Origin of the sequence: Pararhodospirillum oryzae (assembly GCF_007992075.1) — a bacterium.
In the GTDB taxonomy this organism is placed as follows: domain Bacteria; phylum Pseudomonadota; class Alphaproteobacteria; order Rhodospirillales; family Rhodospirillaceae; genus Pararhodospirillum; species Pararhodospirillum oryzae.
The window spans coordinates 46,474-68,002 of the sequence record NZ_BJZO01000008.1; the positions used below are offsets into that span (position 1 = coordinate 46,474).

The 21,529-nt window shown below is 68.9% G+C and carries 12 protein-coding genes and 2 tRNA genes; 4 read left to right on the top strand and 10 right to left on the bottom strand.

Features of this window, described 5'->3' with window-relative positions; all coding sequences use genetic code 11:
- Positions 1-5 precede the first annotated feature (5 nt).
- Positions 6-1,046 carry an ATP-binding protein gene (locus tag ROR02_RS02555; protein ID WP_147162434.1) on the top strand — a complete coding sequence of 347 codons (1,041 nt, stop codon included), beginning with the start codon at positions 6-8 and terminating at the stop codon, positions 1,044-1,046.
- 88 nt (positions 1,047-1,134) lie between these two features.
- On the opposite strand, the gene ROR02_RS02560 is transcribed toward ROR02_RS02555, so the two are convergent.
- Positions 1,135-1,211, bottom strand: a tRNA-Arg gene (locus tag ROR02_RS02560).
- Positions 1,212-1,261: 50 nt separating this feature from the next.
- A tRNA-Arg gene (locus ROR02_RS02565) sits at positions 1,262-1,338 on the bottom strand.
- Positions 1,339-1,761: 423 nt separating this feature from the next.
- Between ROR02_RS02565 and ROR02_RS02570 the strand changes: the two genes are divergently transcribed.
- Positions 1,762-2,892: a hypothetical protein gene (locus ROR02_RS02570; protein ID WP_147162435.1), complete on the top strand. Its 1,131-nt coding sequence runs from the start codon at positions 1,762-1,764 to the stop codon at positions 2,890-2,892.
- Between the two features lie 188 nt (positions 2,893-3,080).
- Here the strand turns inward: ROR02_RS02570 and ROR02_RS02575 are convergent, their stop codons facing one another.
- From ROR02_RS02575 to ROR02_RS02585, 3 genes are all read right to left on the bottom strand, one after another.
- Positions 3,081-5,096: an elongation factor G gene (locus ROR02_RS02575; protein ID WP_147162436.1), complete on the bottom strand. Its 2,016-nt coding sequence runs from the start codon at positions 5,094-5,096 to the stop codon at positions 3,081-3,083.
- A 269-nt stretch (positions 5,097-5,365) separates the two neighbouring features.
- A complete protein-coding gene (locus tag ROR02_RS02580) occupies positions 5,366-6,568 on the bottom strand; it encodes a pyridoxal phosphate-dependent aminotransferase (protein ID WP_147162437.1) in 1,203 nt (400 codons plus the stop codon).
- A gap of 178 nt (positions 6,569-6,746) precedes the next feature.
- Entirely contained in the window at positions 6,747-8,243 is a 1,497-nt protein-coding gene (locus ROR02_RS02585; RefSeq protein ID WP_147162438.1) for a TrkH family potassium uptake protein, read from the bottom strand.
- Positions 8,244-8,599: 356 nt separating this feature from the next.
- Here ROR02_RS02585 and ROR02_RS02590 point away from each other — a divergent pair, with 356 nt between their 5' ends.
- Positions 8,600-9,520: a hypothetical protein gene (locus tag ROR02_RS02590; protein WP_147162439.1), complete on the top strand. Its 921-nt coding sequence runs from the start codon at positions 8,600-8,602 to the stop codon at positions 9,518-9,520.
- 85 nt (positions 9,521-9,605) lie between these two features.
- On the opposite strand, the gene ROR02_RS02595 is transcribed toward ROR02_RS02590, so the two are convergent.
- The 3 genes from ROR02_RS02595 to ROR02_RS02605 form a co-directional block, all read right to left on the bottom strand.
- Positions 9,606-10,979 carry a TRAP transporter large permease gene (locus tag ROR02_RS02595; protein WP_147162440.1) on the bottom strand — a complete coding sequence of 458 codons (1,374 nt, stop codon included), beginning with the start codon at positions 10,977-10,979 and terminating at the stop codon, positions 9,606-9,608.
- Positions 10,976-11,680, bottom strand: a complete 705-nt coding sequence (locus ROR02_RS02600) for a TRAP transporter small permease (RefSeq protein ID WP_218032748.1) — start codon at positions 11,678-11,680, stop codon at positions 10,976-10,978. Before ROR02_RS02600 ends, ROR02_RS02595 begins: the two co-directional genes overlap by 4 nt.
- Positions 11,681-11,874: 194 nt before the next feature.
- Positions 11,875-12,870, bottom strand: coding sequence for a TRAP transporter substrate-binding protein (locus ROR02_RS02605; protein ID WP_147162441.1), 996 nt, complete (start codon positions 12,868-12,870; stop codon positions 11,875-11,877).
- A 480-nt stretch (positions 12,871-13,350) separates the two neighbouring features.
- On the opposite strand from ROR02_RS02605, the gene ROR02_RS02610 reads away from it, so the two are divergent.
- Entirely contained in the window at positions 13,351-13,581 is a 231-nt protein-coding gene (locus tag ROR02_RS02610; protein WP_147162442.1) for a hypothetical protein, read from the top strand.
- Positions 13,582-13,661: 80 nt separating this feature from the next.
- Here ROR02_RS02610 and pbpC read toward each other — a convergent pair whose 3' ends face one another.
- Together pbpC and ROR02_RS02620 are read right to left on the bottom strand one after the other, a co-directional pair.
- The gene (gene pbpC / locus ROR02_RS02615; RefSeq protein ID WP_170244921.1) at positions 13,662-15,818 is read right to left on the bottom strand and encodes a penicillin-binding protein 1C; all 2,157 of its coding nucleotides are present in this window, start codon (positions 15,816-15,818) and stop codon (positions 13,662-13,664) included.
- Complete coding sequence (locus ROR02_RS02620) at positions 15,815-21,214, bottom strand: alpha-2-macroglobulin family protein (RefSeq protein ID WP_170244922.1); 5,400 nt, start codon at positions 21,212-21,214, stop codon at positions 15,815-15,817. Before ROR02_RS02620 ends, pbpC begins: the two co-directional genes overlap by 4 nt.
- Positions 21,215-21,529 lie beyond the last annotated feature (315 nt).

The following is a 21,529-nucleotide window of genomic DNA, read 5'->3' on the forward strand; positions in this document are numbered from 1 at the left end:
GCGCGATGATCGCGCTGACCCTGCTTGCCTTCGCCGTCGTTTATTTCGGGCTGACGGCCTATTTCTTTTTCATCTACGAATGGCTTTATCCGAATTCCGTGGACGACGATTTCCTGCGCACGGGTGATGTCGTCACCCTGGGTCTGCTTCTGGGTATCGGCATATCAACCGCCTCGTTGCTCGGCTGGGTCCTTGCCCGGCGGATTGTGGATCCGTTGAAATCGGTTGCCGGGGCCGCGCGCAGGGTTGCGGAGGGGGATTTTTCGGCGCGCGCCTCCTTGCGCCGAAGCAATTTCGGCGAGGCGAGCGATCTGGTCGACGACTTCAATCAGATGGCGGAGCGGTTGCAGCGCGCCGAGGCCGAATTGCGGTACTCGAATTCGGCGATCGCGCATGAGCTGCGTACCCCTTTGACCATCCTGCGCGGCCGGTTGCAGGGCCTGCTGGATGGCGCCTTCATCCCCAGCGCCGAGCTTTATGGCCGGCTTATCGAGCATGTGGACGATCTGTCGGGGATCGTGGAGGAATTGCGCACGCTGGCGCTGAGCAATGCCGGTCAGCTCGATTTGCAATATTCACGTCTTGATCTGGCGGTGGAGGCCGGGGCGGCGCTGACCGCGCTTGAGGATCAGTTCGGCACGGCCGGGATCGACACAACCCTGTCGTTGAACAGCGCCGTCACGGGTGCCGACCGCCCGCGATTGCGGCAGGCCTTCGTCGCGATTCTCGAAAACTGCTGCCGCTACGCGTCACAAAGCACGGTGCACGTCGAGACCGGGGTGGCCGGAGAGCACGTTTTCTTCCGCTGCACCGACACCGGACCAGGGCTTGCCGACGAAAGCCGCGCGCGTGCCTTCGAGCGGTTCTGGCGCGCGGACGATTCGCGGGGGCGTAGCGGTGGCGGCTCCGGTCTGGGCCTGCCCATCGTCAAGGCGATCGCGCAGGCACACGGAGGCGATGCGCTGATCCTTCCTTCCCGCGAGGTTGGCCTTGCCGTTGAAATCCGGCTGCCGCGCCGGGAACCGCCTGTTTCCATCTGTGAGTAAGCATGCCGCGCACGTCTTCAAGCATGCCGTCAGCGTCGCTTCCAGGGTGGAAACGGCGGCATTCTGCGTGGACGGTTTTGTGCGGGAATGGCGCGCCCGAGAAGATTCGAACTCCTAACCTTCTGATCCGTAGTCAGATGCTCTATCCAGTTGAGCTACGGGCGCATGTCGGTCGATTTTTTACGTCCGGACCCGGACGGGGCGGGGAAGGAAGGTGGCGCGCCCGAGAAGATTCGAACTCCTAACCTTCTGATCCGTAGTCAGATGCTCTATCCAGTTGAGCTACGGGCGCTTTTTCCTTGCCGCTTCCCAGCGGCGCCTCAGGGGCGTCCGGCGGGAGGACGGCTTTTTACCCGAGAGGCGCCCGGCGTGCAAGGCAAAAAGGCAAGGAAAGCGTCATTTTTTTCCATACCCCCATTCGGCGGGCGTGGCCGGTCCGCCACGGCGGCGCCGGAAGCCCTTTCCCGCCTGGGGACAACCGCAAAACCCGCTTGTGACCCTAGACCCTCTTGAGTACACTGCCGCAAAATTCTTAGGGCACCCTCGACCGTCCCAAGCACCGGCTGCCTGCGCTCCTGGGTTGGGGGCGGGAAGGTTGTTCGCGAGAAAAGCTCCGTTGCAGGTCTGGGGGGACGGCACGGCACCGGCGCGCACGGCTCCGGCAAGCGCCATCGGATCGAGGAGAGGCCCAGCCTTGGCAAAAAGGTCGTCGTCGATGGCGTTCTTCAGAAACAAGCATTTCGTCCTGATCACGGCCGCCGTCGCCCTGGCCGCGTGCGAGGGGGGGAATAACGTCTTGTTCCCGTCCCTGGGGAGTTCGTCGTCAGGGAATACCGGAAGTGCCGGTTTTACCGTCGGCGCCGAGGGTGGCCCGCCGCAACTGGGCAGCACGTATTTTGAACCCGAGGGCGTGAGCCCGGGCGCCCCCACCGGCACCTTCGTGGGCCAGAAGGTGGTGTCGTTCCGCCAGGAACTGACCCAGCTGCAAGAAACCATCCGCAGCCAGAACACCCAGCTTCAGGCGCTGCGCAACAAGACCATTCAAGACAGCAACGGCTATCACGAAAACGTGGCCAGCATGCGGGCCCGGTTGCAGCTGGGCACCACGCCCGGCAACCCCATCTTGATGAACCGTTGGGAAACCGCCCAGGCCCAGTTGAACACCATCAACCAGGACATCGTGTTGATGGACCAGCTGGCCCAGATGATTTCGGTCAACCAGGCCACCGCCGCCTATCTGATGAACTCGGTGCGTTCGTCCTACGCCATTCCGGGCGCGGTTGACGAGGATCACCGCCAGTTGCGCGTGCTGGAAGACGAAACCCAGCAGACCGTGGTCCTGATTGATCGCCTGCTGAACGAACTGGCCAGCGACATCCGCCGCCAGAGCGCCTATGTCGCCAACGAGCGCGGCAATCTGTCGTCGCTGACCTCGGCCATCCGCAATGGCCAGCTTTTCGGCGCCATCGGGCCCGATGGCTACAGCACCGGCGGCACCGGTGGCGCGGTCCCCCAGCTGGCCGGCGCCCCCACCTCCTTGCGCTCGATGGGCCCGGCCTCGGCGGGCGCGGAGCCGGGCGGGGTGCCCCTGGTCGTGATCCGCTTCGATCAGCCCAACGTGCGCTTCGAGGATGCCCTGACCCGCGCCGCCCAGGCCGCGCTGGCCCGCAATCCCAACACCGTGTTCTCGGTGGTCGCGGTTTCGGGCGGATCGGCCAGCGCCGCCGCGCGCGGGGCCGAACAGGTGGTGCGGGTGCTCTCCCGCCTCGGCATTCCGCCCAGCCGGATCACCCAATCGGCCACCACCACCCCGGGCACCGACGAAGTGCGGGTGTTCGTGCGCTAACAAGACGAGGGAACCCTCGCGGAGGGGGCCCGCCGAAAGGAAAAAGGCTGGGGGCACCGGGTCCCCGGCCTTTTTTCTTTTCCGGAAGGCAAACCAAGCCCGGGGGCGCTGGCGTACCGAACCGGGGATTTTCCCATCCCCGGCCGGTAAAAGGGGGCCACGCGCCCCCCGCGGGCAAGAAACAGGACTCAGGCAGCCAGGAAGGCCTTGCGGGCTTCCACCACGTCGTCGGCCTGGCGGCCGACCAGTTCCTGCAGGTGGTCGAAGGTCCAGCTGAAGGTGCCCACGCCCATGGTCGCCGAGCGCAACTCGACGATCAGGTCGTGCATTTCGGCCTGCGGCAGGTAGCCTTGAACCACGTCCCAGCCGGTCCATCCTTCCTTGGGCATGAAGCCCAGGATCTGGCCGCGCCGGGTGGTCAAGGCACGCTGGGCGCGGCTGGTGGCCTCGGTGGGCACGCTGATTTCCACCGACAAGATGGGCTCCAGCAGCACCGGATCGCACTTGGGCATGCCTTCGCGCATGGCCAGCTGGGCCGCCGAGCGGAACGCCTGTTCCGAGCTGTCAACCACGTGGTAGCTGCCGTCGGTCAGGGTCACGGACAGGTCAACCACCGGGAAGCCGAGCGGGCCGCGCGACAGGTATTCGTTGACCCCGTATTCCACCGCCGGAATGTACTGCCTGGGCACCACGCCGCCGGTGATGGTGTCGTGGAACACAAAGCCGGCGCCGCGTGGCTGCGGGCGCAAGGTCAGGTGCACGTCGCCGAACTGGCCATGGCCCCCGGTCTGGCGCTTGAAGCGGCCCTGCTGATCGACCGAGCCCCGGATGGTTTCCTTGTAGGGCACCTGCGGGCGCGAGGCATCGACATCCACGTGGAACTGCCGCGAGAGCCGGGCCAGGGCGACTTGCAGGTGGATATCTCCCTGACCCCACAGCAGCAGCTCGCCGGTGTCGGCGTTCATGTCGACCGACAGCGAGGGGTCTTCCTCGCACAGCTTGGCCAGCGAGGCGGTCAGCTTGACGTCGTCGCCCTGCTTGCGGGTGCGCAAGGCCAGCGCGAACAGGGGGCCCAGGCGCGGCGACGGGTCGGCCACCATCTCGGCGTTGATCAGGGCGCCGGTGGTCACGCTTTCCAGGCGGCCAATGCCCACGATCGTGCCGGCGGGCACCTCGGTCCCCTTGGTTTGCTGGCCGGCGGGGAAGGTGAACAGGCCGGTGACTTTTTCGCCGCCCAGCGCCTGGCCATCCCTCAGGCCGCCCGACCACACGCGGGCGATGGACAGCTTGCCCACGTGCTCGGCATGGCGGGTGCGGAACACCTGAACGATGGGGTCCTGGCCCTCCAGCCCCAGGCGGGTCCGGGTTTCGTCCAGGGTCGGGGCTTCGTGGCGCAGCGCCTTGAGCAGGCGGCGGATGCCGTTATCCTGAACGGCGCTGCCAAAGAACACCGGGACCACCAGGTCCTCGCTCAGGTCGCGGGCCAGCGACTGGTAGATGTCTTCCTTGGGCGGCACCACGTCGGACAGCAGGGTTTCCAGCAGCGTGTCGTCGAAATCGGCCAGGTGTTCGAGCAGATCCTGGCGCTGGGAGCTTTCGCGATCGGTCAGGGCCTCGGGAATCTGGATCAGGGCGCTGGGCTGGCCTTCCTGGTAGCGGTAGGCGCGTTCGCTGACCACGTCGACGTAGCCCACGACCTTGCCTTCCTCGCGGATCGGGATTTCGCGCGCGACCAGGGGGCGGGCGGAAACCAGCTGCAACGCCTCGATCATGGCGCGCACCGACGATTCCGCGTTCTCCATCTTGTTGATGAAGATCATGTGCGGGATGCCCCGGCTGTCGAGGAACTGCAGCATCGGGGTCAGCATCACGGCCCGGGCCGGGTCGGGTTCGCACACCACCACGGCCACGTCGCACACCGCCAGGGCGTTGAAGGTATCTTGCAGGAACTCGACCGATCCCGGGCAGTCCAGGAACGTCCAGGCCCCGTTCAGGTAGGTGGTCTGGGCGATGTTGACCTCAACGGTCATTTCGCGGTCGCGGGCCTCGGGCGAGGCATCGCCCACGGTCGAATGGTCGACGACCGTGCCCTTGCGGTGGATCGCCTCGGTGGCCAGCAGGATCGATTCCATCAAGGTGGTCTTGCCACTGGAATAGGGACCCACGATGGCGGCCACACGGGGCGCGGACGCTCTGTCGGGCATGGCTGTTACTCCTGAAACCGATGATAAGGGGGAAGGCAAACGGGACGACACACCGCCCGGCGTTCATCCCGGATCAAGGAAGGCAAGATGGCCCCGGAAGAAGCGGACGCGCCGTATTCCGGGCCCGGGTTTTCCTTCTGGCTTCCCCTTTTCCGGTCGAGTACCGGATGTTTTCGCATGGTTCCAGGGTGCGCGGAGGCTGGCAAGGGAAAAGGGCGCCCCAAGGGAGCGCCCTTTTCTCTTTCTTGCAACGGTTGATCAGGCTGGGGTCAGGTCAAACTTTCGCAGAAGCGGCGGATGCGCGTGCAGGCTTCTTCCAGCGTCTGGGTCGCCGTGGCGTAGCTGATGCGGAAATAAGGCGACAGGCCAAAGGCGGCCCCATGGACAGCGGCCACGCCCTCGGCTTCCAGCAGCTCGGTCACGAAATCCTCGTCGGTTTCGATGCGCTTGCCGCTGGGCGCCGTCTTGCCGATCACGCCGGCGCACGACGGATACACATAGAACGCGCCTTCGGGCTTGTTGACCGACAGGCCCGGGCAATCGTTCAGGCGGGCCACCACCAGATCGCGGCGTTCCTGGAACAGCGCGTTGCGCTCGGCCAGGAAGTCCAGCGGGCCGTTGAGGGCCGCGACCGCCGCCGCCTGGCTGATCGAACTGGTGTGGGTGGTCGACTGGCTTTGCAGCGTGTTCATGGCCGAGATCAGCTCGGCCGGGCCGGCCGCGTAGCCCACGCGCCAGCCGGTCATCGAAAAGGCCTTCGACACACCGTTCAGGGTCAAGGTGCGGTTCTTGAGGCGCGGTTCAACCTGGGCAATGGTCGCGAACTTGAAGCCGTCGTAGACCAGATGCTCGTAAATGTCGTCGCTCATCACCCACACATGCGGGTGCGCCATCAGCACATGGGCCAGCGCGGCCAGCTCGTCGGCCGAGTAGGCGGCCCCCGTGGGGTTCGACGGGCTGTTCAGGATCACCCAGCGGGTACGGTAGGTGATGGCCCGCTCCAGCGCGTTGGGGGTCATCTTGAAGCCGGTTTCGGCCGTGCACGGCACGAACACCGGCGTACCCCCGCACAGCAAGGTGATGTCGGGGTAGCTCACCCAGTAGGGGGTGGGAATGATGACCTCGGTTCCGGGTTCGACGGTGGCCATCATGGCGTTGTAGATGGTCTGCTTGCCGCCACAGCCCACGCTGATTTCGTTCAGCGCGTAGTCCAGGTCGTTCTCGCGCTTCAGCTTGGCGGCAATGGCCTTGCGCAGGGCCACGGTGCCGGCCACCGGGGTGTAGCGGGTTTCGCCGCGCTTCATGGCTTCGGCGGCGGCCTCGCAGATGTGGGCCGGCGTGTCGAAGTCAGGTTCTCCCGCGCCCAGTCCGATGACGTCGCGTCCGGCGGCCTTGAGCTCGTTGGCCTTGGTGGTCACGGCGATGGTCGGTGACGGCTTGATGGCGGACAGGCGCTCGGCGATGATCGACATGGAGTCCTCGCGGGATCAGAAGAAAAGGGAGCACAAAGGGAGGAAAAGGCAAGAGCGCAGGCGCGCGACGCGGAGCCGCTCGAACAAACCCCCGCGCCCGGATCGAGACCGGCACGGGGGCGGAGAGACTGAACCAAGGGTAGCGCGACTCGTCCGGTTATTCAAGGCGCCACACGCGTCAAGCGGTCCAGAAGCGGCGGTCGAGCAAGACCAGGACAGTGAAGAATTCCAGGCGTCCCAGGACCATGGCGAACGACAGCACCCACTTGGCCACGTCGGGCAGGGGCGCGAAGTTGCCCACGGGGCCGATGATCGGGCCCAGGCCCGGGCCCACGTTGCAAATCGCGGTCGCGGCGCCCGTGAGGGCGGTCACCCAATCAAGGCCGGTGGCGGTGAGGATGAGCGCGATCAAGGAGGTGGTCGAGCCCATGGCGAAAAAGAACAGGAGCACCGAAACCGAGATGTCGTCGTCGATCGGACGCCCGCCGTAGGTGGGCAAGATCACGGCGTTGGGCAGATGGCGCCGGCGGATGTGGGTGCGCAGGATCTTGAGCGAGATTTGCAGGCGGAACATCTTGATGCCGCCGGCGGTCGAGCCCGTGCATCCGCCCACGAAGGTGAGCATGAACACCATCAAGACCGGATACGATCCCCACAAGGTATAGTCTTCCGACGCGTAGCCGGTGGTGCTGACGATCGAGGTCAGGTTGAAGGCGGCGGCGGTCAGCGCCTTGAAGAACTCGACGTCGGTGGTCAGCCAGCGCCAGCCGGCCACGGCCAGCCAGCAGGTGACCAGGAAGATCACGAAGCCCCGCACCTGATGGTCGCGCCACAAGATCAGGGGGTTGCCGCGCACCGCCCGGGCATACAGGGGAAAGGGCAGCGACCCCATCATCATCCCCAGCGTGGAGATCCACAGGCCCAGGGTGGTCATGCCAGCCAGCGAGGCGTCGGAGTTGGCGTAGCCGCCGGTCGACACCGTCGAGAACGCGAGGCATACGGCGTCGAACGGGGTCGAGCCCGCCACCAGGTAGCCGATGGTGATCAGGATCGTGAGCGCGATGTAGATGGCGGTGATCGACACCCCAAGCGCGCCAATGCGGGTCAGGCCGTGCTCGGTGGTGTCCGAGCTTTCCATGCGAAACAGCTGCATGCCACCGACTCGCAAGGCGGGCAGCAGGACAATGGCCATGCCGATGATGCCAATGCCCCCGATCCACTGCAAAAGCGCGCGCCAGAACAAGAGGCCGGGCGGCTGGGTGTCGAGCCCCGACATCACGGTGGAGCCGGTGGTGGTGAGGCCCGAGACGCTTTCGAAGTAGGCGTCGCTGAAGCTCATGCTTTCGGCCGAGAGCATGAAAGGCAGGCTGCCGACCACGCCCAGGGTCACCCAGGCCAGGGCGGTGAGCACGAAGCCCTGGCGCAGGTTCAAGCGCAGATGGGGGCGGTGGTTGCCCAGCACCAGCAGCAGGCCCACGAACACGCTGATGCCCGCCGCTTGCAAAAAGGCCCCCCAGTCCTTGTCATGCACCAGGGCATCCAGCAGCGCCGGCGCCAGCATGGCCACGCCCAGCCCGGTGACCAGAAGGCCAAGAACGAACAAGACCGGCACCAGGTCGACACTCCCCAGGCGCAGGCCGGCGAGGGCGACGTCCCGGGGGGCGGATGGGGCCATGGTTGATCTCCGCAAGACAGCAAAAGCCAAGGGGAGGCGTCCTCACGGCGCCTCTCCGGCCGGTCCCGAGGGTACCAGAGCCTTGGGGGAGTGCAAGAACCAAGGGGAGACGGGCCAGGGCAATCAGGTGAAGCCCTGGATGCCGTCGCAAGAGGGCTCCCCAACGCCGCGAGAGCGGCGCGCCCTGGTTCGATCGATCCGCCGGATCGGTTTGGTGTTTTTCATCTGGGCATGGCCGATTTCGCACGCAAGAGAGCGGGTGCCCCGGGCCGGGGACACCAGGATCCTTGACCCCGCCCCGGCGGGCGGGGCCCAATGGGCGCCCTTTTGGTTTTCCTTCTGGTCGAGGGGTTGGCATGAGCGATGGTTCCTCCCCCGTGGCGCCGGCCCCGGTTTCGGCCGTGGTGGCGCGGGAGCGTTTGAATACCGTGCTGGATCGAGCCTTTTATCATGTCGAGCTTCTGAGCGAGGCCGAACAGACGGCGCTCTCGCATCAGCCGATCCCCGAGGGCGCGGTGGTGGTCGTGGACCCGGAACCGGGCGCGGGCCTGGGCGTGCGCCGCTATCGGGTGCCGGGGCGGCCGCTCGCGCCGGGGCCGGTGTTTGATCCGGCCCAGCATCCGGGGCTGGACACGGTCGTGGTCACCGGCGCGGGCAGTTCGTGCCTGGGAACGGCGGCCTTCGCCCGCGACGTGGCCCGCCACCTGGGCCGTCCGGTGGCGGGCATCGTGCCCGGCTATGGCGTGGCCGAGGCCTGGAGCGAGGGGCTGGGGGCGTGGTTTGGCCTGCGGATGGGCAATCTGGCCGCGCGGTGGACCGCCGACCTGCTGGCCTGGCAACAGGGCCTGGTGGGGTGGGCCGCCCCCCCGGTGCCTCCCGTGCCGCCCGTGCCGGAACCGGGGGCGACGGCCGGCGACGAGGATGCCTTGCACGCCTTGCTGGCGGCCTTTCCGGGCCTGCGGCTGCTGGTGGGCCACAGCAAGGGCAATTTCGTGATCGCCAACACCCTGGCCCGCCTGCCCAAGCCGTTGCCCGACATCCAGGTGGTGACGCTGGGCGCGCCGGTGTACCTGCCGCCCCTGGCCCGGCCTCCCTATCAGGTGATCGGGGCCCTGGATGCCCTGGGCTGGATGAACACCGTGGCCTTCCTGCCCGAATACCATATCGCGCCCGGGTGCGGGCACGCGGTGAAGGGGGGCGAGGATTTCTCGCTCGACGTTGCCCGGGTGCTGGCCGAGGCCGGGGTGCCGGCGGGCGCCCGCCCCCGGGAAGAATAGGCGCCCGCCGCTTCGGGCGTGGTGCTGTGCAAGAAAAAAGGGGGGCGCGGGCCCCCCTTTCCTTGTTTCGGTTTCCGGGTCGTTTTCATCCCAGGGGCTGGCCCATCATCTGGTTGGGCAGGAACAACGACAGCCCGGGCACGTAGGTGACGACCAGCAGGCACACCAGCATCAGCAGCAGCCAGGGCAGCGAGGCCCGCACCACCCACAAGATGCTCTGGTTGGTGATGCCGGCGGTCACGAACAGGTTGAGGCCAACCGGCGGGGTGATCATGCCGATTTCCATGTTCACCACCATGATGATGCCGAAGTGAACCGGATCGATGCCCAGCGACAAGGCGATGGGCAGCAAGATCGGCGCCATGATCAGCAAGATCGCCGAGGGCTCCATGAAGTTGCCGGCGATCAGCAGCAAAATATTGACGATGATCAGGAAGCCCCAGGCCGGCAAGCCCAGCCCGCTGATCGTCTGGGCGATGGTCTGGGGAATCTGGGCGGTGGTCAGCACGTGGGCGAACAGCATCGCGTTGCCGATGATGAACAGCAGCATGATGCTGACCTTGGCGGCATCGAGCACCACCCGGCGCACGTCGGGATCGATCAGCGAGCGCGGCACGGCCAGCAGCACGTCCATCGCGCCGGGCGCGCGTCCGCCCAGGCGGGCGGGGCTGAGCGGGCCCATGTCGCGATAGACGAACACGGCGATCACGAAGGCGTACAGGGCCGACAGCGCCGCCGCCTCGGTGGGGCTGGCCACGCCGCCATAGATCACGCCCAGGACGAACAGGATCATGATCAGGCCGCCCGAGGCCCCCACGGCCGCGCGCCCCAGTTCCGCCCAGCCCACGAAGGGCTGCCGGGGCAGGCGGCGCACGGTGGCCACCACGTAGATGGCGACCATCAGCACGAGGCCGATGGCGATGCCCGGCACCACGCCGGCCATGAACATGCGCGCCGCCGACACTTCCGTGGCGGCCGAATACACCAGCATGACGATACTGGGCGGAATCAGGATGCCCAGGGTGCCGGCGTTGGTGATGACACCGGCGGCGAAGCTCTTGGGGAAGCCGGCCTTGACCATGGCCCCGATGACAATGCCGCCAATGGCGGCCACGGTGGCGGGCGAGGAGCCGGACACGGCGGCGAACAGCATGCACGCCAGCACCGAGGCCATGGCCATGCCGCCGCGAATGAAGCCCACGCTGGCCATGGCAAAGCGGATCAGGCGCCGCGCCACGCCGCCGGTGGACAGGAACTGCGAGGACAGGATGAAAAACGGAATCGCGAGAAGGGTGTAGTGGCGGGTGGTCGCCTCGAACAGCTTGAGCGCCACCGAGGCCAGGGAATCGTTGGTGAACAGCAAGATCGTGGTGATCGACGACAGGCCCAGCGCGATGGCGATGGGCATGCCCATGAACATGAACGCGAACAGAAGAAGAAACAGGGCGGTTGCGGTCATGGCCGGGCCTCCCGGGACGCGGGCGCGGAGTCGTCGCGGACCAGGCTCAGGGCGTCGTGGGCCTCGTCGGCCAGGCTGAAGCCATCCACGCGGCGCTGGAGCAAGGCAATCAGCAGATCCACGAAGCGCATGAACAGCATCATGAACCCGGCGACGAGAACCGAGAACACCACCCACTTGGGCACGGGGATGTCCTTCATTTCAATGCCGATGCGGTGGACCTTGACCACGTATTCCCACGCGCCCATCAAGAACAGCACGGCGTAGAACAAGCACAAGACCACGGCCGCCAGGGTCACGGTGCGGCGGCCCTCGCGGGGCAGCAGGCGGACCAGGGCATCCACGCCAATGTGGCTGCCCACCTTGATGCCATAGGACATCCCGAACAGGACCATCCAGCCCATGGTGAGCAGGGTCATTTCCTCGGTCCAGCCGAGGCCATAGTTGAAGCCGTAGCGCAACACGACCTCGATCACGACCAGGGTCGTGGATCCCGCCAGGCACAGCGAGATCACGGCTTCCTCGGCTTTCTGGAACCACGCCGGGGCAACAACCATGGCGGCGGCGAGGCCGGTGGCCAGGGTGACGTAATAGAACACAAGGCGTTCGGGCCCGCGCGCGGGCAAGATCCCCGTCGTCGTGGCGCCAAGGGTGGCGGCAAGCGCCAGCCCGAATAATATCAACAGGCTTTTTTTGATCATCGCGGAGCCCCTTGGGCGCAAGAGGGTGTCAGGGAAAAGGGGGCAGCGCTTTTCCCGAAAAGACGATATCAATCAAACGGATATGGACTCCGTCCGCTTCCATGGGGCGGAAGGGGACGGAGTCCGGAAGGGCCGGTTCCCCGGCCAGGGATCGCGGCCTTCCCCTTTTCAGGGGAGCCGGACCGGGGGGCGCGTTACTGGGGCGACTGATTGGAAGCGACGGCCGCCTCGATCAGGTCTTCGCCAATCACATCCTTGAACTTGTTCCACACCGGCTTCATGGCGTCGCGCCACTGGGCCTTCTCTTCCGGGGTCAGGGTCAGGACCTCCGAGGTGCCGGCGGCGATGACCTTCTGCTTGTCGCCCACCGATTTGTCGTAGGCGGCCTTGTTGTTGACCCCGGTGGCTTCGTCCAGGCAGCCGGACAGGACGGTGCGCATGTCGGCGGGCAGGCCGTTCCAGTATTCGGCGCTGGTCACGAGCAGATAATCCAAAAGTCCATGGTTGGTTTCGGTGATGTACTTTTGAACTTCATGATAGCGCTGAGAATAAATGTTCGACCAGGTGTTTTCCTGGCCGTCGATGGCCTTGGTCTGCAACAGCATGAACACTTCGGAAAACGGCTTCTTCACGGCCAGGGCGCCCACGGCGTCGAACTGCGCGGTGAGGATGTCGGAGGGCTGCACGCGGAACTTCTTGCCGGCGGCATCGGCGGGCACCCGCAAGGGCGTGTTGGCCGAAAGCTGCTTCATGCCGTTGTGCCAGTAGCCCAGGCCCAGGATGCCCTTGTCCTCCATCGAGGTCAGCAGCGATTGCCCGGCGGCCGAATGCTGGAAACGCTCGGCGGCGGCCAGATCATCGAACAGAAAGGGCAGGTCGAAGATATCGAGCTTGCGCGTGTATTTGTTGAACTTGGAAAGGGACGGCGCGGCAAACTGCACGTCGCCCAGGAGCATGGCTTCCAGCACGTTGTCGTCGTCGAAAAGCTGGCTGCTGGGATAGACCTCGACGACCACGCGCCCGGGCAACTTGGCCTCGGCGCAGGTTTTGAAGTGGTCGGCGGCCAGGCCCTTGGGGGTGTTGGCCGCCACCACGTGGGCAAACTTGATGATGGTGGGCTCGGCGTGGGCGAGCACCGGGGCAGCCACGACCAGGGCTGCGGCGGCGACGGCGCGGACGAGATGCTTCATGCGGGGGTCCTCTTCTGTTCCGGGGGCGCGGGGGCGAGCCGGTAGGCCGGCTTTCTTGAACACGGGAAGAACCCGGGAGGGGGGTCTGCTTCTCGTGATACCGCAGCGCACAATAGTTTTGTGTTGTGATCAATCTTCTCGACAATGCCCAGGGACTTCCGGGGCGTCAAGACGCGTGAAGGCCCGGGAGAACGCTTGTGCGGGCTTCTTGTCACCAAGGTTGGGGAGAATAACAACCCGAACGCGACGGATTTCCTCGGCGCAAGACTGGCAAGGCGACGAAAGTGTACAGGGAAGTCATGCGAAGGACCCTTGCATCGGAATTCGCACGGCGCGGTTCCGGGGGCTCTCGGCGCGCTTTGACCCGGCCCCGCCAACCGCTTATGCTTCCCCGCACAGCCGAGGGCGCGGAACGCTCCCCCTTCCGCGCCCTTGGATGTCGTTCGTGCAACTCGTCCCAAATGCAGGGGAAGCATGCCCATGGCATCGTACATGATCAAAGTGGCCGGCGAGGGTCTGGTCAATCAGGCGCACCGCAACTCGGACGCGGGCCCCACCACCGGGTCCAGCGTGATTTACGAGGTGCTCAACGTGCCCGCCGACGTCAGCGCGGACGACGTGATTGCCTTGATCAAGCAAGACACCAAGAGCCTGCCCCATAACTCGGTTTACGAGATCGACTACGTCGCCTTGAAGGCGGCCCGGGGCTAAGAAGGCGTTCAGGGTGTCGGGCGGAGTGGCCGCATGCGCGGCCCTCCGCCTTTTTCATGCCCCCCGTTCCGGATCGCGGCTCAAGGCGCGCTGGTGCGCAGCCACACCCGGGCGGTGTCGGCGCGGCCCCGGGCATCGATCACCGTCACCGTGATCTGTCCCGGTCCGCTGGGGGACCAGCGGGTTTCGCGCGCGTAGGCGGCCGAAACCAAAGGCCGGCCGTCCACCAGCCAGACCAGCGGCCGCTGGCCGCCCCGGGCGCTCAGCACCAGGGCGTCGGCGTCGGTCCCCAGGTCGACGGTGGTGCCATCGGGCGGGAAAACCACCCGGGGCGCCAGGGGATCGGCGGGCAGGTAGCGGGCGGGACCGCCGGGGTCGTCGAGGCGGCGCAGGGGGGCGGGCAGGTCGGCGGTGCGGGTGATCGCCGCGAACGGGTCCGACGGCCCGGGCCGGGGGCCGGGCGGCGGGCCTTCCAGGCGCTCGAAGGCGCGAAAGAGCACCGGCGCGGCGGTGATGCGGCCGTATTCCCCCGGGCTGGGCGAGCCATCCGGGCGCCCGACCCACACCCCCACGGTCACGGCGCCATCGAAGCCGATGGCCCAGGCGTCGCGGTAGCCGTAGGACGTGCCGGTCTTGAACGCGATCACCCGGCCCCCATTGCCCCGCGTGGGCGGAGCGTAGCCGGGCGGCGGCGGGCTGCCGGCCAGGATGTCGGCCACCTGCCAGGCGGCATCCGGGGCCAGCACCGCCGGCGGCAGGGGGGGGGTGTCGGTTCGGGGCAGGGGCGAGGGCCAGGGCGCCCGTCCGCCGGCGTCGATCGCCGCCATCAGGCCCACCAGTTCCTCCAAGGTCACGCCCAGCCCGCCCAGGGCCAGCGGCAGGCCGGGGCGGGTGGTGCCCGCCGGCAGGCGCAGGGGAATCCCGGCCTGGGCCAGGCGCTGGGCAAACGACAGCGGCCCGACGCGCTCCAGCAAAAGCACCGCCGGAATGTTGAGGGAATGGGCCAGGGCGTCGCGCGCCGTGACCTCGCCCCAATGGCCATCGTCGAAGTTGGAGGGCGTGTACACGCCAAAGCGCACCGGGCGATCGTTGATCAGGGTCGCGGGGTGAACAAGGTGGCGCTCGAACGCCATGCCATAGATCAGGGGCTTGAGGGCCGAGCCGGGCGAGCGCACGGCCCGGGTCATGTCGATGGCCCCGCAGCGGCTTTCGTCGAGGTCGTCGGGCGAGCCCACCGAGGCCAGGACCCGCCCCGTGCGCGACTCCACGGCCAGCAGCGCCATCGATTGCCCCGGCGCGAGCGTGGGCACGGCGTCGCGCGCCAGCGTCTCCAGGCGGGATTGCAGGCCATGATCCAGGGTTGTCTCGATCCGCGCGCCCGGGGGCGCGGTCCGGGCCAGCCGGGTGGTCAGGTGGGGAGCCAGGCGGGGCAGGGGCCGGCGCTGGGTGGGGATCGTCTCGGCCCGGGCCTCGGCCGCGCGGCGCGCGCTCAGCACCCCGGCCTCGACCAGGCGGTCCAGCACCCGGTCGCGCGCGTGGCGGGCCGCCATGGGGTGGCGGTCGGGGCGCAGGGCTTCCGGCGCGCGGGGCAGCGCGACCAGCAAGGCCGCCTCGCCCGGGGTCAGGGTGCGCGGTTCCTTGCCGAACCAGGCCAGGGAGCCAGCCCGCACGCCCTCCAGGTTGCCGCCGAACGGCGCCAGGGTCAGATAGGCGTTCAGCACCGCCTGTTTGCCCAGCCGGCTTTCCAGGGCCAGGGCATGGGCCATCTCCAGCAGCTTGGCGGCCAGGGTGCGCCGGGGCCGGGGTTCCAGAAGGCGCGCGACCTGCATGGTCAGGGTCGAGGCGCCGGAAACAACCCGCCCCTGCTCCAGGGCCTGGGCCACGGCCCGGGCCAGGGCCAGGGGATCCACGCCCCCGTGCCGGGGGAAGCGCTTGTCCTCGATCGCCAGCAGCATGGACAGGTACAGGGGATCCACGTCCGCTTCGTGGGCGGGCAGGCGCCAGGCCTCGCCGGTGGCGGGTTCGGTGGGGAAAACCCGCAGCAGGCGGCCTTCGGCCCCCAGGACCCGGGTGGACGGGGTCAGCCGGGAAAGATCGGGCAGGAAGGCCCCCGCGCCCACGGCCACGCCGGCGGCGGCCACGGGCAAGATCAGGGCCCCGGCCACCAGCACGCGGCGCCGGGCACGGGGGCGGGCACGGGGGCGGGTGGGGCCCCCGTGCCGGGGAGGCTCGCTCACCGCGCCACGACCGTGACGCTGCCCCCGGCCTGGGCGCCGCGCACCGACGGGCGCAGCATGGATTCGGCGGCGACACCGGGCAGGGTGAAGGTGCCCGGGGTGACGGCGCGCACCACGTAGGCCAGGGTGAAGCCCGGCGTTTCGGGCGTCAGCGACACGGCGGCGGCGAAGCGGTCGTCGCGGGCCTCGGCGTGGTCGGGGGTCGAGAGCGCGGGCAACCAGTCAAGGCCCTGCGTGCCCTGGCCCTCGCCGACCTCGGGGTTTTCGATCACGAACCCGGCCGGCAGCAGATCGACCACCAGAACCGGGGTCTTGGCGCCCAGGATCCGGGGATCGGGCGCCGAGCCCTCGATCACCGCCACCAGCAGGTCGTTCTGGCGCACGCCCGCGAGGTCGGCCGGGTGGCCGTCCAGGGTGGTGAAGCGGCGGGTGACCGTCAGGCCGGCGGTCATGGCCGGCGGCGGGGTCTGCGGCTGGCCATCAACCGCCAGGGTCACGCGCAAGGGCCGGGGGCTTTCGTTGACCACGGCCAGGCCGTCCTTCAGGCGGGCGGGATCCACGGGCAGGCTGATCGAGGCGCGCTCACCCGTGACCGCCTGCCCCCCGACCGAGGCCATCACCGAGCCCTGGCGCTGGGCCAGGGCATGGGCGGCGCGCACCAGCCAGGCGCGTTCCTGGGTGGAGGGCGCGGCCACGGCGTTGGCGGCCAGGGCCAGGGCGTTGGCGGCGGCCAGCGGGTCGAAGCCGGGAAGGTTGGCTTCCAGGGCCAGGGCCAGGGCGCCGGCCTGATCGCGCACGGTCAGGGCATCGGACCACGGCGCCGGCGTGGCGTCGTCGTCGTTGCCGGGCTGAACGGCGGCGGGCACCACCGCGGCCCCCGGGGAGGCCGGCGTGGTCGAGGCGGGCGGAGGCGCCAGGGCGGCGCTGGCCCGGGCCCGGTCCCCCAGCAACGCCAGCGCGGCGGCGGTCTGGGCGCGGGGCATCAGGCCGGGCAGGCGCGCCCCGTAGGTGTCGAAGAAATGGCGCACGCTGGCGATGTCGCCGGCCTTGGCGCGGGCAAGCACGTAATGGGCATAGGCGGCGGTGGGCAACTCCGGGTCGGCCAGATCGCCGCTGGCCACCAGGCCATCCAGGTAGGCGAGACCCCGTTCCAGCGCGAAGGCGGGCACGGCCACCCCGGCATCCTTGGCGCGCAGCAGGAAATCCATGGCATAGGCCGACAGCCAGGGCTCCACGCCGCCGGTGCTGCGCCACAAGGCGAAGCCGCCGTCGGCGCGTTGCAGGCCGATGACGCGGGCAATGGCGTGGGCCAGGGCATCCTTGGGGGCTCCCGGCGCCCACCAGGATTCCTCGCCCGGGGTGAGGGCGGCCAGGGCGGGCTCGGCGCGGCTGATGGTTTGTTCCAGGCAGCCGTAGGGATAGCGGGCCAGGGCGCGGGCGTGGGTCAGGGGCGCCAGGTTGGGCACGGTGGACAGATCCAGCCCCAGGGCGACCGAGGCCGGATCAAGCCCCGCCAGCACGGCGGGGGGCAAGGTGCCCCGGCCATGGCCGGGCAGGTCCAGGGCATGGGCCACGGTGGTGCGCGGCGCGGCCGGGCGCACCGCCAGCGGCCACGAAGTTTCGCGCGCGAAGCCGTCGGGGCCGGTCAGGCTCAGGGTCACCCGTCCGGTGCCGGCGGCCAATCCCTTGAGCACGGTGCGCACCACGGTGTGCTCGCCGGGCGCCAGGGTCACCGACGAGGATCCCGCCGAGGCTTCGGTGCCCACCGCGCCGTCGGTGGTCACGGCCACGGTCCAGGGACCGGCGGGGCCGTCCTGGTTATCAAGGGTCACGCTGAACAAGGCGCTGTCGCCGGGGGCCAGGAAGCGGGGCAGGGAGGCCAGCGCCACCAGGGGATCGCGCACGACGACCGAGGCGTCGGCCTGCCCCACGGCCTCGGGGGTGAAGGCCACGACCATCAGGCGCAGGCGGCCATCGAAGTCGGGCAGGTCCAGCGGAACCTTGGCGTGACCCTGGGCATCGGTGGTGACCAGGCCCGAGAACAGGGCCACGGTGCGCACCGAGGTCGGCGGCAGGCCATCGAGGGCGCGGCCACTGGCGTCGCCGCCCTCGCGCAGGCGGCCCGGGCGGGCGTCGGGGGCGCGCAGCAGGCGGCCGTAGGCGTCGCGGTAGTCAAGGCCAAGCGCCCGCTTGCCCAGGTAATGGCCAACCGGGTCGGGCGAGGTGAAGTCGGTGAGCTGCAAGATCCCTTCATCCACGGCGGCCAGGGTCAGCGACACCGGGCCACGGGCGCCGGTCACGGTGATGGGCACGTCCAGGTGGGTTTGCGGGCGCACGCGCTCGGGCAGGTCCAGGCTCACGGCCAGGCGGCGGTTGCCGGTATCGACGGGCACCCACACCACGCCCATGGCGCGCCCGGGGCCCTGCGGGCCGGCGCCGTCGCCGGGGCGAAAGGCGGTGGCGACCACGTAGGCGCCCACGCCCCAGGCCTCGGTGACCGGAAGCTCGACGGTCAGCCCCTCGCGCGGCAGGGAAACGGACAAAACGTCCAGCACCCGGTCGGAAACCACGCTGATCAGGGCCTCGCCGGCGAAGGGGGCTTCCAGGTGGATGCGGGCGCGGTCGCCCGGCACATGGCGCTCGCCCTCGTGGACGACCTTGAGGGTGTCGGGGGTGTCGCGCTCGTCGCTGGCGGCGGTCCACCAGCCGGCGCGCAGGCGCACCGACGCGGCCGCGAGCGTGCCATCGCCGTCGGACACCTCCAGGCGATAGGCGCCGGCCTCGATCGGGGTGGCCACCTGGGCCAGCCCCTGGGCATCCGTGGTCAGGCGGCCCGAGGCCCGGGGTTCGTCGGTGACGGTGCGGCGATAGCTCCAGGCTCCGCCGCTTTCGTACCATGTGAAGTGGCTGACTTCCTCGACCAGGGTCCAGTCCACGGTGCGCCCGGCCACCGGGGCGCCGGCGGGATCCAGGGCCACGACGGAGAACGACGGCGTCGTGCCCTCGTCCACCGTGTCGCCGGAATAGGACGGCCGGATGCCCAGGGACAAGGGCAAATGGCGCACGGGCACGATGACGGTGCGCGCCGCCCCGTGGCCGCCCAGATCGGCGACCTCGGCCCGGATCAGGGCCCGCAGGGGGTGCGAGGTATCGGGCAGGGGCTCGGAAAGGCTCACCTCCAAGGTGGCGGCGCCCTGGGCGTCGGTGCGCGCCTCGGGGAGCGGCAGGCGGCGCGGCTCCAGGGTTTCCTGAACCAGCCCGAAGTGGAATTCCTTGTAGGCGGCAAAGGGCTCGGGGTCGATTTCCAAGGTCGCGGCGGCGCTCAGCGGCTGGTTGGCGGCCGGGGCCCCGTACAGATAATCAGCCTGGGCGGTGAGGGTGACCGGGGCCGCCGTGGGCGTGGTCAGGTCCAGGGCGGGCGCGCTGGCGGTGAGGGCCAGGGTCATGGTGCGCGGCGCGAAATCCTCGACCTGGAACCGCCAGCGCCCCACCGGGGGGGCGGCCGGATCGACATGGGCGGTGATTTCCCACAGGCCGGTGCGGGCCTCTCGCAGCAAGGGCACGTCGGCCACCCCGGCCCCGGTCTTGTTGAGGCTCAGCACCTGCGCGGCCACCTGCACCCCGTCGGGGCGCAGGATTTTCAAGGTCAGGGGCACGCCGGGAACCGCCTTCGCCGCCTCGTCGCGCAGCAAGGCGGTGAGATGCACGGTCTCGCCCGGGCGGTAGATGCCGCGATCGCCATACAAAAAGGCATCCAGCGGCCCGGGCACCGCCCGCCCGCTGACGCCGCGGTCCGACAGGTCGAAGGCCGGGCCGGTGATGTCCAGGTACGCGAAGTCGCCATCGGGACCATGGGCCATGACCCACGACGCGGTGCGTCCGCCGGTGCCGGCCAGCTGGCCGGGCTGGAAGCGGGCCATGCCGTTGCGGTCGGTGGTGGCCTGGCCCAGTTCCTCGTTGTTGCGCGCGACCAGGGTCAAGGTGGCCCCGGTCAGGGGCTTGCCCGTGGCCAGCGAGCGCGCGAACACCGACAGGCCATCCTGGCCACTCGCGGCTTGCAGGCCGATGTCGGTGATCAGCAGCCATTGAAAGGGATGGCGCCACCACGGCGTGGCCTCGCCCAGGCGGTCCTCGGCGGTGAGAAGGTAAAGGCCGGGCTCGGGATGGGGCAGCAGGCGCGCCATGGGAATGGCGGTGGCGACTTCCTGGTTGGGCTGGTTCTCGATGTCGAGCCGGCCTTGCCACACCTGTTCGCCGGCATCCTCGGCCAGATTGTGCACGTCGTCCTCGGAAACGGCCGAGCGCAGGCCGCGATCGCGCAGCACGAAGGCCAGGCCGCGCTCGTTGACCCGCGACAAGGTCAGCCAGATCTGGGACAGGTTGACGGTGCGCAACGCCACCTCGCGCACGCCCCGCGCGGGCAGGATGTGGGCATCGCCGGCGAAGGCGGCCCGGGGCGTGCGGTTGGGGATGGCCTGGGTCACGCTGACGGGCGCGCTGAGCGCGCCTCCGGCGGCCGAGGGCAGGCCGGGGCGCAAGGTCACGGTTATATCGCGGCCGTGGGGCAGGCCATCCAGGCACAGGCGCTTGCCCACCGCGCTGACCGCGATTTCAACCGCCGGCTCGACGCTCACGTAGTCGGAAAGGGGATGGTCGGGCTTGGTGGCCGGCGCGGCGGTCAGCTCCAGGCACAGACGGGCCACGTCGCGATCGGCCTCCACCTGGGTGCGGCGCACGGTCAGGCCCGATCCGGTCAGGGCGGCGATGGCGGCGGTGGCGCGGTCGGTGGGCAGCAGGGTCTGGGCGCGGCGAAACAAGATCAGGGCAAGGTCGTCGCGGTCGCTGGCCATCAACAGGTCGGCGGTGCGCACCAGACCCTCGACGCGGGCCCCGGCGGCCAGGGATTCCGAGGCATGCAGGTAGGCGGCCAGGGCGGCGCGGGGCTGCGGTCCCTCGGCCTTGTCGTAGAGGTCGGACAAGGTCAGCCAGCGGCCGGGTTCGGCATAGCCGGCCTTCAGGGCCTGGCGCAGGTGGGAAATGGCTTCCCACCACTCGCCCCGCGCGGCCGCCTGGCGGGATTCATGGGCCTGGTGGGCGGCCACGGCCGGGGCGATGGTGGCGCCATTCATGATGTCGGTGCGCAGCGCGGTGGCCTCCTCGGCCAGCACGCGCAAGGCGGTGGCGTCCTCGACCGAGGTCTTGGGGGCGGCCGGCGTTTCGGCGGCGGCGGTGGCGGTGGCGGCCGGGGCAACGGCGGGGACGGCGGCCCATCCGGGCGCGGCGCCACTCAAAAGGGCCAGGAGGGCCACCAGGGCCAGGACACCGGGGCCGGCGGCAATGCCGGCGCGACCGGGGACGCGGGGCGGCCTGGGCTCGGGGGACCGGCGTCGGCGCACGATCCGACCGGCGCGCCCGCGACGAGGCCCGTCCCCCTGATCAATTCTCACAGGATGAATGGGTGTCCCACGGTCGATGGTTGCGCCACACGCCATGAACGCCTCCCGCTGCCGAATCTGCCTGGATGGAGCCGGGAACGCTGGAAAAACCATCACCCGGAGGGGCGACATCCTAGTTTGGGATTATGGCGAAAACCAGCCCTGGACGATGGTCTGGCTTGAAATTCTCAGGCTATATCCCATCAGGGCATCCGGAGCCCGTGTGTCAGGGTAATCGGGTGAAGCCTTGGATGCCCTCGCAAGAGGGTTCCTCAA